This window comes from Nocardioides sp. Root190 (assembly GCF_001428565.1).
In the GTDB taxonomy this organism is placed as follows: Bacteria; Actinomycetota; Actinomycetes; order Propionibacteriales; family Nocardioidaceae; genus Nocardioides.
This window is the reverse complement of record NZ_LMIA01000007.1, coordinates 31,012-44,986: the sequence shown is the minus strand read 5'-3', so window position 1 is coordinate 44,986 and position 13,975 is coordinate 31,012. Positions and strand designations below refer to the sequence as shown.

The window sequence follows — 13,975 nt, the reverse complement described above, 5'->3', positions numbered from 1 at the left end:
CATGACGTCACATCGTCACAACCAGCAGGCCGAGCCGAATCCGCGCGACGGCTACCTCGACGCCGCACGCGACTGCATCCTCGACGTCGGCTGGCGTCGTACGACGCTGACCGAGGTCGCCCGCCGCGCGGGCGTCTCGCGCATGACGATCTACCGGGCGTGGTCCGACATGCCCGCGCTGCTCGGCGACCTGATGACCCGGGAGTGGGGCACCCTCGTCACCGGCCAGGTCGACCTCACCGGCGCGCCGACGCCGGAGGGACTGGCTGACGCGATGAGCGCCACGGTCGACGCCCTGCGCCAGAACGAGCTCTTCACCCGCATCGTCGAGCTCGACCCGGAGCTGATCCTCCCCTACCTGCTGGCCCGCCGCGGTCGCTCGCAGGAGCTCATCCTCGGCATCCTGGCCGCGGCCATCACCGAGGGGCAGCGGCAGGGGACGATGCGCGCCGGTGCGCCGATCGCGATCGCCCGCAGCCTGGTCCTCGCTGCGCACGGGTTCGTCCTCTCGGCCCACACCATGCTCGACGACGAGGTGGACGCGGCCGCTCTCGACGCCGAGCTCCGAACCCTGATCGTCCGGAGCCTGACGCCATGACCGCTGCCCGACGGATCACCGCCGGCCTGGCAGGAGCGCCCACCGACGTCGACCTGGTCGTGATCGGCCTCGGCGTCACCGGCGCCGGCGTCGCGCTCGACGCGATCTCCCGTGGCCTCACCGTGCTCGCGGTCGACGCCCACGACCTGGCCTTCGGCACCTCGCGGTTCTCCTCCAAGCTCGTCCACGGCGGACTGCGCTACCTCGCGTCCGGCCAGGTCGCCATCGCCCACGAGAGTGCGGTCGAGCGCGGCATCCTGATGGACGTCACCGCTCCCCACCTCACCCGCCCGATGCCGTCGCTCATCCCGCTCGCGGGCGGCGTCAGCAAGCCGATGGGCTTCCTGGCGGGCGCCGGGTTCCTCGGTGGCGACCTGCTGCGCCGTGCTGCCGGCACCAGCGCCGACACGTTGCCGCGCCCCCGCCGCCTGACCGCCGCCGAGACCCGCCGGCTCGCGCCCCCGCTGCGCACCGAAGGTCTGCGTGGCGGCCTGCTCGGCTGGGACGGCCAGCTCGAGGACGACGCCCGCCTGGTCACCACCATCGCCCGCACCGCGGCCGAGCGCGGCGCCGCCGTGCACACCCACGCCCGGGTGCTCGCCGCCACCGGGCACTCGGTCGAGCTGCGCGACGAGCTGACCGGCGCGGGACACGAGGTCCGCTGCCGCGCCGTCGTCAACGCCGCCGGCGTGTGGGCGGGCGACCTGGTCGACGACGTACGCCTGCGCCCCTCGCGCGGCACCCACCTCGTCCTTCGCGCCGAGGCCCTGCCGCGCCTCTCCGTCGCCGTCTTCGCCCCGATCCCCGGCGAGACCAACCGTTTCGTGCTCGTGCTCCCCCAGCCCGACGGCCAGTTCTACGTCGGCCTGACCGACGAGCCCGTCGACGGACCGGTCCCCGACGTCGCCGAACCCACCGAGGTCGAGATCGGCTTCCTGCTCGACGTCGTGGCCGCATCCTTCGCCCGGCCGCTGCGCCGCTCCGACGTCGTCGGCGCCTTCGCCGGACTGCGCCCCCTGCTCGACAGCGGCGACGACTCGACCGCCGACCTGTCCCGCAAGCACGCCGTGCTGACCTCGTCCTCCGGCGTGATCACGATCGTCGGCGGCAAGCTCACGACGTACCGCCGGATGGCCGAGGACGCCGTCGACGCCGCGGTCACCGCCTCCGGACTCACCGCCGGCCCGTGCGTCACCGCCTCCCTGCCCCTCGCGGGCGCGGCGTCCCGCGAGTCACTCGCCGAGGAGTCCGCGCGCGTCGGCCACCCGGGGCGCGCGCGCCTGATCCGCAGGTACGGCGCCGACGCCGACCTCGCGCTCTCCGCCGCGGTCCGGGCCTCCGGCTGGACCGAGGACGAGGTGCTCGCCCCGATCGCGCCCGACCACCCGCACATCGCGACGGTGTGGGCGGAGCTCTTCTTCGGCATCACCCACGAGGGCGCCGCTGACGTGGCGGACCTGCTCGACCGACGTACCCGGATCGGGCTGGTGCCCGCCGATCGTGAGGTCGCCGTGGGCGCGGCCGAGCGGGTGCTGGCGGCGTGCAGGAATCCCCGCTGAAGCGGGGAACTGTCAGCCGCGATGAGTTTTCGACCTCGCCCCGGTCCATCACATCAGGCACACTGGCGCGACACAGGGGCAGCGATGGGAATCACGGTGACCGAGCAGGCAACAGGGCAGGCAGCACCCGTTCCGGGGAGCGATGAGCTCGCCGACTTCGACACCCTCACCGGGCGCTACCAGCGTGAGCTGATGGCGCACTGCTACCGGATGAGCGGGTCGGTCCACGAGGCCGAGGACCTCGTCCAGGAGACGTTCCTGCGCGCGTGGAAGGCCTCGGCCAACTTCCAGGGACGCTCCTCGGTGCGCACCTGGCTCTACAAGATCGCGACGAACGTCTGCCTCACCAACCTCGAGAGCAAGCCGCGGCGCCCCCTGCCGACCGGCCTGGGTACGGCGGACTCGGCTCCTGCCGACGAGCTGCTCGAGGACCATGAGGTCCCGTGGCTCGAGCCGATCCCGGACGCTGCGGTCGAGGTGGCCGAGCGTGACACGATCCGGCTCGCCTTCGTGGCGGCCCTCCAGCACCTGCCCGCGCGCCAGCGGGCGGTGCTGATCCTGCGCGACGTGCTGCGCTGGTCGGCGGCCGAGACAGCCACCGCGCTCGACACGACGACGGCCGCGGTGAACTCGGCACTCCAGCGGGCCCACGCCCAGCTGGCCGAACGTGGTCTGACGCCGGACACCGTCGAACCCGACCTCGACGACTCCCAGCGGCGGTTGCTGGACGCCTACCTCGAGGCGTTCTGGCGCAAGGACATCGACCGGATCGTGCAGCTCCTGACCTTCGACGCGACCTGGGACATGCCGCCGTTCCTCAACCACTACAGCGGCCCGGCCCACATCGCGGAGCTCATCGGCACGAAGTGTCCCGGCGGCGTCAACGACATGCCGATGGTGGCGACGACCGCCAACGGCCAGCCGGCTTTCGGGCTCTACATGCGCCAGCCGGAGGGACACTTCGAGCCGTTCCACCTGCAGGTCCTGCAGATGACAGGGGCCGGCGAGGAGCTCCGCGTCGAGCACGTCACGGCGTTCTTCGACGCCCGGCTCTTCGCGCGCTTCGGCCTCCCGGACCGGCTGCCAGCCGACTACGTCCCGGTGTGAGCGCCATGTCCGCCGCCACTGCGCCGGACGGGATGGTCGCGGGCCTGGACCTGCTGCAGCGCGCCCTGGACTACACGAGCAGCGCGCTCGGGACCATCACCTGCGACGACGTCGACCGGCCCACCCCCTGCGCGGGCTGGACCCTCGCCGACCTGCTCGCGCACATGGAGGACGCCCTCGACGCGTTCGCCGAGGCCGCCGACGGGACGGTGGGGCTCCACAGCGGAGCCCCCACTGCCCTCGACGTGCGCGTCCGGACCCTGCAGGAGAAGGCGTGCGACCTGCTGACGGCGTGGATGAGTGCCTCCTCGCCGTACGTCGACGTGGGCGGGCACCCGCTCCCCGTCGACACCATCGCCCGGATCGCAGCCCTCGAGATAACGGTCCACGGCTGGGACGTGCGGCAGGCGACCGGTCAGCCGCAGCCATTGCCCGAGCCGCTCGCCGCGGCACTGCTGCCCTCCGCGTTGCAGGTGGCACTCAGTGGGGACGACCGCTTCGCGCCGCCGGTGCCGGTCGACATCGAGGCGGCGGCCGGTCGGCACGTGCTGGGCCTGCTGGGGCGTCGCCCGGCCTCCTAGACTGCCCCGCATGTCCGACGCGCAGAGCACCGTCCGCCACCGCCGCCGCCGGATGGGGGGCCGCGACCCGCACGAGGTCCACCGCGCCGCGACCCCGCTGGAGCTGCTCTTCGACCTGGCCTTCGTCGTCGCGTTCGGCACTGCCGCCAACGAGCTCGCGCACGCGCTGGCCGAGGACCACGTCGGCGCCGGGGTCGTCGCGTTCTGCTTCGCCACCTTCGGCGTCTCGTGGGCCTGGATCAACTTCACCTGGTTCGCGTCGGCGTACGACACCGACGACTGGGTCTACCGGCTGACCACGATGCTGCAGATGGTCGGGGTGCTCGTCTTCGCCCTCGGGCTGAAGCCGATGTTCATCTCGGTGGCCGAGCACGCGGACACCCTCGACCTCGACGTCATGGTGTGGGGCTATGTCGTGATGCGGGCGGCGATGATGCTGCAGTGGTGGCGGGCCGGTCGCCATGACGCGTCGCGTCGCCCCGCCTGCCGCACCTACATCGTCTCGATCGGCATCGCCCAGGTGTTGTGGTGCGTGCTGGCCGTCACCGACTTCCCGGTCGGCACCACGTTCGCGCTGCTGGCGATCCCGTTCCTGGTCGAGATCGGCGGCCCGTTCCTCGCAGAGACCCGTCGGGGCGGCACGCCGTGGCACGCCCACCACGTCGCCGAGCGCTACGGCCTCATGGTCATCATCTGCCTCGGCGAGGGGATGATCGGCACGATGGTCACCCTCTCGGCCCTGTCCGCAGAGGGTCTGACGTGGGACGTCGGCCTGCTCGCGCTCTCGGGCACCGCGCTCACCTTCGGCATCTGGTGGTCCTACTTCGCGGTGCCGACCGGCCCGATCCTGCACGCACGGCGGGAGCGGTCCTTCGGGTTCGGCTACGGCCACATGGCGGTCTTCGGCAGCATCGTCGCGATCGGCGCCGGCCTCCACGTCGCGGGCTACTACCTCGAGCACCACTCGGAGCTGGGCCTGGTCGGCTCCGTCGTCTCCGTGGTCATCCCGGTCGCGGCGTTCGTCGTCGTGTTCTACGCCGGCTACGCGATCCTGACCCGCAGCTTCGACGTCTTCCACCTCGTGCTCGTCATCCTGTCCGCTGTGACGATCGTCGTCCCGGTCCTCATGGCCGCCGCGGAGGTCGACCTGACCTGGTGCCTGCTGGTGCTGTCCCTCACCCCGTGGGTGACCGTCGTCGGCTACGAGACCGTCGGCTGGAAGCACAACAGCGAGGTCCTCGAGGCACTCGACGACTAGAGCGGGTGCGCCAGCTCGTCGGCCGGCAGCTTGGCCAGGACGACGGCGGCGACCGCAACGGCGCCGGGGACCAGCGCCGCGATCGCGAAGGTCGCCTCCAGCCCGATCAGCTCGGCGACCGGACCCGCGAGCGCCATCGAGATCGGCATCAGGCTGATCGAGACGAAGAAGTCGAGTGAGGCGACCCGGCCCAGCAGCTCGGGCGGCACCCGTCGCTGCAGGAGCGTCCCCCAGATCACCATCGGTGCGGAGAACAGCGCGCCGAGCACGAAGGCCGCGGCCACGACCTGCCAGATGGCCGTCGCGAAGCCGATCACCAGGAACGGCAGGCAGCCGGCGCCCCACATCAGGTTCATCCAGGTGAGGTAGCGCTTGGGCATCGGGAGCGAGCCGGTCACCATCGAGCCGACCGCCCCGCCGATGCCGAACCCGGCCATCACCAGCGCGTGATCGCCCGGTCCGCCACCGAGCTGGTCCTTGATCAGGAACGGCACCAGGACCTCGAGCGGCCCCATCATCACCAGCACCATCACCGAGGCGAACAGCAGCGTGGCCAGGAGCCAGGGCGTGCGCACCATGTAGACGAAGCCCTCGCGGATGTCGGCGAGCGCGGTCGCGACCGCGTGCGCCGCTCCACCGGCGTCCCCGGCAGCCTCCTCGGAGGTGGGCAGCTCACGTCGTACGGCGGTCATCGGCACCAGCAGCAGGACGAGGAGTCCCGCGAGGTAGCCGAGTGCCGCCACCGAGATCGCCGCCGAGGACGACGCTGCGCCGACCACCATGCCGGCGACGGCCGGGCCGAGCGCCTGCCCGATCGTGGGCCGCACCATGCCCTCGAACCCGTTGACCGCGAGGAGGTCCTCCTCGGGCACGAGCGCCGGCAGCCAGGCGGAGTAGGCGGGGTAGTAGAAGGCCATCGCCATGCCGGCCGTGAAGGCGACCGCCGCGAGGTGCCAGAGCTGGGTGAGGTCGGCGAAGGACAGCACCGCGATCAGCGTCATCCCGGCGAGCTCCACCGAGGTCGTCACGACCAGGATGAGCTTCTGCGGGACCCGGTCCGCGACCACGCCACCGAGCAGTGCCGGCAGCAGGACGCCCAGCGCCGCCGCCGTGGAGACCACCGACAGCGCGCTCGCGCTGCCCCCGATCCGGATGACCTCCCAGACCAGCGCCACCACCCAGACGCCGCCACCGAAGCTGGTGAACACGATCGCGGCACCGAGCCGTCGGTAGGCCGGGTGCCGGAACGGCGTGAGCGCCCGGGGCAGGCGGCTCACCGGGGGTGCCGGAACGCCCGGACCCGGTCCGTCGGGGGTCGGTGAGATGGGCGTGAGCTGGTCAGTCATGGTCGTCCTCCAGTCTGCAGGGGACGACCGACAACGGCCATCGATTTCATCGCAGCGCGGTTCGTCACCTGCCGAGTGGACAACCTCGAGCGAGGTTGAGGTCAAGCCCCGAGGCGCGTCCTCAGCCGGCGGGCAGCGCGACGTACGTCGTGTCGAGGTACTCCTCGATGCCCTCGAAGCCGCCCTCGCGACCGAATCCGCTGGCCTTCACGCCACCGAACGGAGCCGCCGGGTTGGAGACCAGCCCGGTGTTGATGCCGAGCATGCCCGTCTCGAGACGCTCGGCCAGCCGGATGGTGCGGGCCAGGTCGCGCGTGTAGGCGTAGGCCGCCAGGCCGTACTCCGTCGCGTTGGCCAGCCGGATCGCCTCGTCCTCCTCGGTGAAGGTCGTGATCGGCGCGACCGGACCGAAGGTCTCGGCGGTGACGGCGTCCGCGTCGACGGGTACGTCGGCCAGCACCGTCGGCGTGAAGAAGTAGCCGTCACCCTCGGGCGCCTGACCGCCGGTCAGCAGCCGCGCGCCGCGGGCGACAGCGTCCTCGACGCTCGCCTTCACCGAGGCGACGACCTTGGCGTCGATGAGCGGTCCCACCTGCACGCCGACGTCCTGGCCGCGACCGACGCGCAGTGCGCCCATCCGCTCGGCCAGCTTCGTCGCGAACTCCTCGGCCACCGGCGCCTCGACGAGGAACCTGTTCGCGGACGTGCACGCCTCGCCCATGTTGCGCATCTTGGCCAGCATCGCGCCGTCGACGGCGGCGTCGACGTCCGCGTCCGCGAAGACGAGGAAGGGCGCGTTGCCGCCGAGCTCCATCGAGACCCGCTGCAGCTGGTCGGCGGACTGCTCGACGATCTTCTTGCCGACCGAGGTGGAGCCGGTGAAGCTCACCTTCCGCAGTCGGGCGTCGGCCTGCAGGGTGCTGCTCAGGGCGCCGGAGTCGCTGGTGGTGACCACGTTGAGCACGCCGGCCGGCAGGCCCGCCTCGGCGAGGAGGCCCGCGAGCATCAGCATCGTCAGCGGCGTCTGGGCTGCCGGCTTGACCACCATCGTGCAGCCGGCCGCGATCGCCGGACCGATCTTGCGGGTGCCCATCGCGAGCGGGAAGTTCCACGGGGTGATGAACAGGCACGGTCCGACCGGTTTGCGCACGGTCAGCAACCGGCTCCCCCCGGCGGGGTTGTGCATCCAGCGCCCGTGGATGCGCACCGCCTCCTCGGAGAACCAGCGCAGGAACTCGGCCCCGTAGGTGACCTCGCCCTTCGCCTCCGCGATCGGCTTGCCCATCTCCAGGCTCATCACCAGCGCCAGGTCGTCGGCGTGCGCCGTCACCAGGCCGAACGCCCGGCGCAGGATCTCCCCGCGCTCCCGCGGCGCCGTCGCCGCCCAGTCCGCCTGGGCCGCGGCCGCCGCGTCGAGCGCCGCCCGCGCGTCGTCGAGGGTGCCGTCCGCGACGTCGGTGAGCACCGAGCCGTCCGCCGGGTCGATGACGTCGATGCGTCCCCCCGCGCTCCCCGGCACCCACCGACCGCCGACGTACAGCTGGCGGTGTGACTCCGGGAGCAGGTGGCCGAGGCGTTCGCGGAAGGTCATGGGATCACTCTGGCACGGAGTGGTGTGCCCGGGATTGCGGGCGGCCGGGCAAAAATGGAGCGAGCCCCTCATTGCATGGGGTCAACGAGGGGCTCTGTCGCTTTCGGTGCTCCCTCCGAGTACGACGCCTTCACTGTAGCGCGGCCCCGGTCACGGTCAAGGGCGGTTTTCCGAGATTCCTGCGGTCTGCCACCAGGACTCAGGACTTTGGTCCCGGGTCAGCGTGCGCCGCGCAGGAACTCCTCCAGCAGGGGACCGGCGGTGCGCGAGCCCGACTCGCCGGTCTGCACGAAGACGGCGACGGCGAGGTCGCCCTGGGCGGCGATCATCCAGGCGTGGGTCCGCACGGCGCCGCCGGCGGCGTACTCGGCCGTTCCGGTCTTGGCGATGACGGGGCCGCCGGGCAGGTCGGCGAGTCCGCGGCCGCTCCCGTCGGTGACCACGCGGCGCAGCATCGCCTTGAGGGCGCTCGCCTCGGCCTTGGTGAGCGGCGCCGCAGCATCGGATACGTCGACCGCCACGTCCTCGACGAGCCGGGGCACCACGGTCCGACCGGCCTGGACGCTGGCGATGACCGTGGCCATCGCCATGGGCGAGGCGAGCACCTTGCCCTGGCCGATGAGGTCGGCGGCGGCCTCGGTGTCACTGGCGGGGTCGGGGACCTCGCCGAAGAAGGCGGGGAAGCCGAGGTCGTGGTCGATCCCGAGGCCGAGGCTCGCGGCGGCGTCGGCGAGGTCCGTGGCGCCGAGCTCGTCGCGGGCATCGATGAGCGCGGTGTTGCACGACTGCGCGATGGCCTCCTGCAGCGCGATGGTGCCGAGCGAGGAGGACGGGTAGTCGGAGTAGTTCTTGAAGCTCTTGCCGTTGACGGTGACGGTCGGGGTGCACCGCACGGTGGAGCGCGGGGTGAGGCCGGCGCGCAGCAGGGCCAGCGAGGTGACGGCCTTGAAGGTCGAGCCGGGGGCGAACTGGCCGAAGGTGGCGTGGTTCTGGCCACCGGTCCCGGCCCCGTTGGCGGCGGCGAGGACGGAGCCGTCGCTGGGCCGGATCGCGACGATGGCGCTGGCCGGCCTGACCCCGGCGAGGACCTGCTCGGCGAGGGTCTGGAGTCGGCGGTCGAGGGTCAGCGCGAGCGGCTTCCCGGCGACGGCCTCCTGGGCGTAGAGCTCCCGGTCGTCGGCCCCCTGGTCGGCGGGTACGACGAGCACGGCCCTCCCGGGGGTGCCGCGCAGCTGCTCGTCGTAGCGGGCCTGGAGCCCGGAGATCCCCGCGACGTCACCGGGCCGGTAGGCGTCCGGGTCCTTCTCGACCATCTCGGCGGTGACCGGCCCGACCCGGCCCAGGATCGGCGCCGCGAAGTCGCGGGTCGGGGCGAGGGCGAGCTCGCCGTCGACCTGGCGGGCACCGGCGATGTCGGTGATCGCGGACGCGACGGCGGGCGGGATGTCGTCGGCGCGGTAGGTGATCGCCTCGACGAACGCCTTGGGTCCGGCGGCCGCGACCGTCCTGGCGTAGGCCGCGGCGTCGATGTCGACGAGCTGTGCGAGCTCACGGGCCGACGCGGCTGCCCGGGCGGCGGGGACCTTCGTGCGGTCGATGCCGACCCGGACCACGGGGCGCTCGGTGACGATCTCCTCGCCCCCGGCGCCAGTGATGCCGGCCCTCTCGGTGGTCTCGGTGACCGTCTCGAGGACGTCGCCCTCGGCGAGGCTCGGCTCGACGAGTGACGGCGACCAGCCGACGGTCCACTTCTCCTCGCCACCACCCAGCGCGACCGTGGTCTCGTAGGTCCAGGGGTCGATGCCCTCCACGACCGGCCAGGACCAGGCGAGCGTCGCGGTCGGCTCTTCCGCACCGGCGTCGACCTCCTCGACCGTGACGGTGGGCGCGATGCCACCCATCCCGTCGACGATGGCGGCGTACTCCTCGGCCGCCACCGCGGCGTCCCCGCTCCATGCGACTTCGGCGAAGGCGGCGGCTGCCGCCCCGTCCTCGGAATCCGGGGCTGCCGCGGTTGTCAGTGCGGTGGCGAGCCGGTCGGCCTCGCTGCGCGCCGCGTCCTCCCCGTCGTCACCGGAGCAGGCGCTGAGCGCGCTGGTCGCGAGCAGGAGAACGGGCAGGGCCACCGAGGATCGCCGCATGCGGCTGTTCTACCAGCAGCACCCGACGGACCCACAGGATCTGACGACTCCTGGAGGAGTGACTGAAAAAGTAAAACGTCGTTGAACACAACACTCGGGGGTCCGGCACGACATCGTCCGGGCGTCACATGACGCCTCAACCCATGGGAGATCCTGTGAAAGTTCGACCCACCCATCGCAAGCCCACCCGCCATCGTTCAAAGCTCACCGCCGTTGCGGCGATCGCCTTGGCCGGCGGCTTCCTCGCCACGCCCTCTTCCCAGGCGTGGGACAACGACCCGAACGTCACCGTCCAAGGTGGCGGCGGGTGCCAGAAGCTGTTCTTCAAGGCCACCTCGGTCAGCTTCGCCCTCGACAACGGCGAGACGGCCACCAGCGCCTTCTCCGGCCGCTCCTACAAGGTGAACTTCACCAACATCTCGGGCGCTCCGCTGAACGGCAACGCGGGCTACGCGCTCGTGGAGTGCACGAACGTGCTCAACCCGGCACAGAAGTACTACTGGCAGCGCGGGGTCTCGGTCCAGCGCCCCCGGTTCGGCAAGATCCAGACGTTCAACCTCGGCGGCGGCTGAGCCTCGGTCCGACGTTCAGGATCAACGCATCGGGTGCGGCTGCTTCCCAGCCGCACCCGGTGCCTTTTTTCGACAGCGAACCGCGCCTCAGCCGACGAGCAGCCCGGCCACGAGCGACTTGTAGCCCGACGAGTGACCCAGGCGGTTGGGGTGGTAGCTCTCGCTGACCGGGCTGGAGAAGCCGTTGAGCCACTCGACGTCGTCGCAGACCGCATGGCCGACGAAGCGTGAGGTCGGGTTGGCCCACTTGAAGCCCTTCGCGCTCGCGGCGCTCGCCAGCTTGCTGTTGAGCAGGTCGGCCGTCGAGTTGAGCCGGGTCTCCTCGGCGGGCGAGAAGAAGGTCGCGGCGTTGCAGTCCTCGCCCATGAACAGGCGCGGGTAGCCGACGACGACCACGACAGCGTTGGGCGCCCTGGACTTGATGGACGCGAAGAGCGTGTTGAGGCGGGCCGGCAACGTGTTGGCGATGAAGCTGCGCGCGGTGTCGATCCGGCCGTCGCAGTTGGACATCCAGCCGGGCTGGGCGCACTCGGTGAGCACGCTGGTGAACCCGGCGTCGTTGCCGCCGACGGAGATCGTGACGTAGTCGGTGCCCGTCCCGAGCGCGCTGAGCTGACCGCTGGTGACCGTACCGGTGGTCGCGCCCGAGCACGCCTTGAAGGTCAGGGCGTAGGCCTTCTGGGTCGCGACGAGCTTGGGGAAGGCGTAGTTCGAACGCTGACAGCTGGTGCCGTCGGCGAGGTAGCTGCGAGTGCCGACGCCCGAGGAGTACGAGTCCCCCAGGGCGACGTACGACGGGGCAGCGGCCTGGGCGGGCGGGACGCCGACCAGGGCGACCAGGACCGCGGCGAGTGAGGTGCCGAGGGTGAGGAGCAGGCGGAGCGACCGAGACATGGAGCCACCTCTGGGGAGCGGGAGTGAGCCGATGTGATCTGGATCACTACATCACGTCCGCACGAACGGCGCCACGACCTCTCCGTCGGTCGAGGAGGCCGCCCGCGGCCGTCTCGAGACCTCCGGCTCCGGTGCACCCACCCACTAGGTGCCTTGAGCCCCAGCACCGGCTCACCAGGTCTCGAGACGGTCGCTGCGCGACCTCCTCGACCTACGACGGAGCTCGCGTGGCGACGTCGAAGCTCACGTCCACACCGTCGTCGACCGGCCCGACCAGCCCGCCCAGCGCACCGACGAGCACCGCGATCGCGACCAGTCCCCTGATCGAGGCTCCGTCCTGGGCTGGCGGCTTCGTTCGCTGCCAGGCGAACCACTCCGTCCGGCTGAACTTCGCCAGGGCGGTGAGCAGCACGACCGACGTGACGAGCAGGAGGGCGTACAGGGCGACATCTGCGGGCTCGTCCGCCGTGAGGAGGCCGAGGAGCTCGGCGATCGAGCTCAGGACCAGCACGACCCACACGAGCACGAGCCGCACCGTGCGCGCGCGGACGACGCCGGCCGAGATGTAGCCGATGACCAGCGCGCCGAGGACGACGGACACGGCGAGGGACAGCCCGTCGTCGTGCCGGACGCCCCGCCGGACCAGTGGCACCAGCTGGCTCGCGACAGAGGCCCCGGCGATCACCCAGATCGACGTCGGCAGAGGTGGCGGAGTCCGGTGGGTCGTCATCACGACCTCCGGTGCCCGGTCAACAACGGCAGCCCCTTCGCCGTCCCCTCGACGATGTCGGCCACGTGCGCCTGGAAGCCGGGGCAGGTGGTGATGTCGTGGGCCCGGCACTCCAGCGCGTGCTGGGTGAGGTGGCGCGAGCGCTCGAGGTCGGCCTGCCGGCGCTCGAGCTCGACGAGGTGCTCGCGCAGCGCCTCGCGGCGCCCGTCGGTCGAGGCGTCGACCAGCGTGCGGATCTGCTCCAGGCTCATCCCCGACGCCTTGCTCGCGATGATGGTCGCGACCCGGTAGGCGTCGTCCTCGCCGTAGACCCGGCGCCCGGCCGAGTCCCGCGCGGGCAGCAGCAGGCCCTTGTCCTCCCAGTGCCGCAGCACGTGCGGCTCGAGGTCGAAGCGGTCGGCGAGCTCGCCCACCGACCAGCGGATGTCCTTGCGACTTGACTTCATGTGAACATGAAGTCACACGCTGGGCCCATGGACAAGTCAAACGTGTACGACGTCGCCGTGATCGGCGCCGGATCAGCAGGCCTCCAGGCCGCCCAGACCCTCGGTCGGATGCACCGCTCGAGCGTGGTGTTCTCCACCGACCGCTATCGCAACGACCCGACCGGGCACATGCACAACTTCCTCGGCCACGACGGTGCCCCGCCCGCCGAGCTCCGCACCGCCGCGCGCAAGGACGCCGAGGCCTACGCCGACGTCACCTTCCGGGAGGCCGGTGTCACCCGGATCTCCGGTGAGCTCGACGACTTCGTGATCGAGGTCGCCGGTGAGGAGCCCGTCCGCGCCCGCCGGGTGCTGCTCGCGACCGGCGTGCGCGACACCCTGCCCGACGTGCCGGGCATCGAGGAGAATTTCGGGGACCTGGTCGCGCACTGCCCGTTCTGCCACGGCCACGAGTACGCCGGCACCCGGGTCGGCATCCTCGGCTCCGCACCCCACGTCGCCGCCATGGCGTCGATGCTCGGTCCGATCGCCGCCGAGATCGTCGTCCTCAGCAACGGGGAGGACCTTGACGAGGCGACCGTGGCCAACCTCGAGCGCCTCGGCGTCCCCGTCGCCGCCCAGCCCGTTCGCGTCGTACGACGGGAGGGCGACGGCCTGGTCGTCGAGCTGGACGGCGCGGAGCCGATCGCGCTCGGCGGGATGCTGGTGAAGACCGACTGGGAGCAGTCCACCCCGTTCGCCGACCAGCTCGACCTCGAGCGCTCCGCGATGGACGCCGTCATCGTCGATGCGTTCGGCCGCACGAGCGTCCCCGGCGTCTACGCCGCCGGCGACATGGCCCAGGGCCCCGGCCTGCCGATGCCGATGGCCTCGGTCCTCGCCGCCGCCGCGGCCGGGATGATGGCAGCCGCCGCGTGCGTGCAGGACGCCGCACTGGAGCGGATCACGCTGTAGCCCCGTTGGTCGAGGAGGCCGCCCGCGGCCGTCTCGAGACCGCCCGCCACGGTGCAGTCGACCCCACCGGCCGGGTGGGTGCACCGGGTCACCGGGTCTCGAGACGGTCGCTGCGCGACCTCCTCGACCACCGGGGCGACGGTCGCTGCGCGACCTCCTCGACCAACGGGGCGACGGTCGCTGCGCGACCTCCTCGAG

The 13,975-nt window shown here is 71.8% G+C and carries 13 protein-coding genes; 7 read left to right on the top strand and 6 right to left on the bottom strand.

The features are described from left to right. Nucleotide 1 precedes the first annotated feature (1 nt). The 5 genes from ASE01_RS04525 (at nt 2) to ASE01_RS04505 (ending at nt 5,103) form a co-directional block, all read left to right on the top strand. Nucleotides 2-598: a TetR/AcrR family transcriptional regulator gene (locus tag ASE01_RS04525; RefSeq protein ID WP_056748904.1), complete on the top strand. Its 597-nt coding sequence runs from the start codon at nt 2-4 to the stop codon at nt 596-598. Next, complete coding sequence (locus ASE01_RS04520) at nt 595-2,157, top strand: glycerol-3-phosphate dehydrogenase/oxidase (RefSeq protein ID WP_056748902.1); 1,563 nt, start codon at nt 595-597, stop codon at nt 2,155-2,157. The genes ASE01_RS04525 and ASE01_RS04520 overlap by 4 nt, the downstream gene beginning before the upstream one ends. 84 nt (nt 2,158-2,241) lie before the next feature. Then, entirely contained in the window at nt 2,242-3,264 is a 1,023-nt protein-coding gene (locus ASE01_RS04515; protein WP_082605818.1) for a sigma-70 family RNA polymerase sigma factor, read from the top strand. A gap of 5 nt (nt 3,265-3,269) precedes the next feature. Beyond that, complete coding sequence (locus ASE01_RS04510) at nt 3,270-3,845, top strand: TIGR03086 family metal-binding protein (protein ID WP_235535890.1); 576 nt, start codon at nt 3,270-3,272, stop codon at nt 3,843-3,845. Between the two features lie 10 nt (nt 3,846-3,855). Next, the gene (locus ASE01_RS04505) at nt 3,856-5,103 is read left to right on the top strand and encodes a low temperature requirement protein A (RefSeq protein ID WP_056748898.1); all 1,248 of its coding nucleotides are present in this window, start codon (nt 3,856-3,858) and stop codon (nt 5,101-5,103) included. Here the strand turns inward: ASE01_RS04505 and ASE01_RS04500 are convergent. The 3 genes from ASE01_RS04500 to ASE01_RS04490 all read right to left on the bottom strand — a co-directional run bounded on the left by ASE01_RS04500 (nt 5,100) and on the right by ASE01_RS04490 (nt 10,181). Further along, entirely contained in the window at nt 5,100-6,449 is a 1,350-nt protein-coding gene (locus ASE01_RS04500) for an MFS transporter (RefSeq protein WP_082605817.1), read from the bottom strand. The genes ASE01_RS04505 and ASE01_RS04500 overlap by 4 nt on opposite strands. A gap of 121 nt (nt 6,450-6,570) precedes the next feature. Further along, on the bottom strand, nt 6,571-8,040 hold the full coding sequence (locus tag ASE01_RS04495) for an NAD-dependent succinate-semialdehyde dehydrogenase (protein WP_056748897.1): 1,470 nt from the start codon (nt 8,038-8,040) through the stop codon (nt 6,571-6,573). Nucleotides 8,041-8,258: 218 nt separating this feature from the next. Next, nucleotides 8,259-10,181: a penicillin-binding transpeptidase domain-containing protein gene (locus ASE01_RS04490; RefSeq protein WP_056748895.1), complete on the bottom strand. Its 1,923-nt coding sequence runs from the start codon at nt 10,179-10,181 to the stop codon at nt 8,259-8,261. 155 nt (nt 10,182-10,336) lie between these two features. Here ASE01_RS04490 and ASE01_RS04485 point away from each other — a divergent pair, with 155 nt between their 5' ends. Next, on the top strand, nt 10,337-10,753 hold the full coding sequence (locus ASE01_RS04485; protein WP_157537095.1) for a hypothetical protein: 417 nt from the start codon (nt 10,337-10,339) through the stop codon (nt 10,751-10,753). Nucleotides 10,754-10,840: 87 nt separating this feature from the next. Here the strand turns inward: ASE01_RS04485 and ASE01_RS04480 are convergent, their stop codons facing one another. The 3 genes from ASE01_RS04480 to ASE01_RS04470 form a co-directional block, all read right to left on the bottom strand. Next, a complete protein-coding gene (locus ASE01_RS04480) occupies nt 10,841-11,647 on the bottom strand; it encodes an SGNH/GDSL hydrolase family protein (protein WP_056748892.1) in 807 nt (268 codons plus the stop codon). A gap of 211 nt (nt 11,648-11,858) precedes the next feature. Further along, on the bottom strand, nt 11,859-12,377 hold the full coding sequence (locus tag ASE01_RS04475; protein ID WP_056748890.1) for a hypothetical protein: 519 nt from the start codon (nt 12,375-12,377) through the stop codon (nt 11,859-11,861). Beyond that, complete coding sequence (locus ASE01_RS04470) at nt 12,377-12,823, bottom strand: MerR family transcriptional regulator (RefSeq protein WP_056748888.1); 447 nt, start codon at nt 12,821-12,823, stop codon at nt 12,377-12,379. Before ASE01_RS04470 ends, ASE01_RS04475 begins: the two co-directional genes overlap by 1 nt. Nucleotides 12,824-12,850: 27 nt before the next feature. Here ASE01_RS04470 and ASE01_RS04465 point away from each other — a divergent pair, with 27 nt between their 5' ends. Continuing rightward, nucleotides 12,851-13,777 carry an NAD(P)/FAD-dependent oxidoreductase gene (locus ASE01_RS04465; protein WP_056748887.1) on the top strand — a complete coding sequence of 309 codons (927 nt, stop codon included), beginning with the start codon at nt 12,851-12,853 and terminating at the stop codon, nt 13,775-13,777. Nucleotides 13,778-13,975: the final 198 nt, after the last annotated feature.

Coding starts and splice junctions, on each gene's coding strand:
- ASE01_RS04495 (WP_056748897.1), bottom strand. CDS start 8,040: ATGACCTTCCGCGAACGCCTCGGCCACCTGCTCCCGGAGTCACACCGC.
- ASE01_RS04490 (WP_056748895.1), bottom strand. CDS start 10,181: ATGCGGCGATCCTCGGTGGCCCTGCCCGTTCTCCTGCTCGCGACCAGC.
- ASE01_RS04505 (WP_056748898.1), top strand. CDS start 3,856: ATGTCCGACGCGCAGAGCACCGTCCGCCACCGCCGCCGCCGGATGGGG.
- ASE01_RS04480 (WP_056748892.1), bottom strand. CDS start 11,647: ATGTCTCGGTCGCTCCGCCTGCTCCTCACCCTCGGCACCTCACTCGCC.
- ASE01_RS04520 (WP_056748902.1), top strand. CDS start 595: ATGACCGCTGCCCGACGGATCACCGCCGGCCTGGCAGGAGCGCCCACC.
- ASE01_RS04515 (WP_082605818.1), top strand. CDS start 2,242: ATGGGAATCACGGTGACCGAGCAGGCAACAGGGCAGGCAGCACCCGTT.
- ASE01_RS04510 (WP_235535890.1), top strand. CDS start 3,270: ATGTCCGCCGCCACTGCGCCGGACGGGATGGTCGCGGGCCTGGACCTG.
- ASE01_RS04500 (WP_082605817.1), bottom strand. CDS start 6,449: ATGACTGACCAGCTCACGCCCATCTCACCGACCCCCGACGGACCGGGT.
- ASE01_RS04465 (WP_056748887.1), top strand. CDS start 12,851: ATGGACAAGTCAAACGTGTACGACGTCGCCGTGATCGGCGCCGGATCA.
- ASE01_RS04525 (WP_056748904.1), top strand. CDS start 2: ATGACGTCACATCGTCACAACCAGCAGGCCGAGCCGAATCCGCGCGAC.
- ASE01_RS04470 (WP_056748888.1), bottom strand. CDS start 12,823: ATGAAGTCAAGTCGCAAGGACATCCGCTGGTCGGTGGGCGAGCTCGCC.
- ASE01_RS04475 (WP_056748890.1), bottom strand. CDS start 12,377: ATGACGACCCACCGGACTCCGCCACCTCTGCCGACGTCGATCTGGGTG.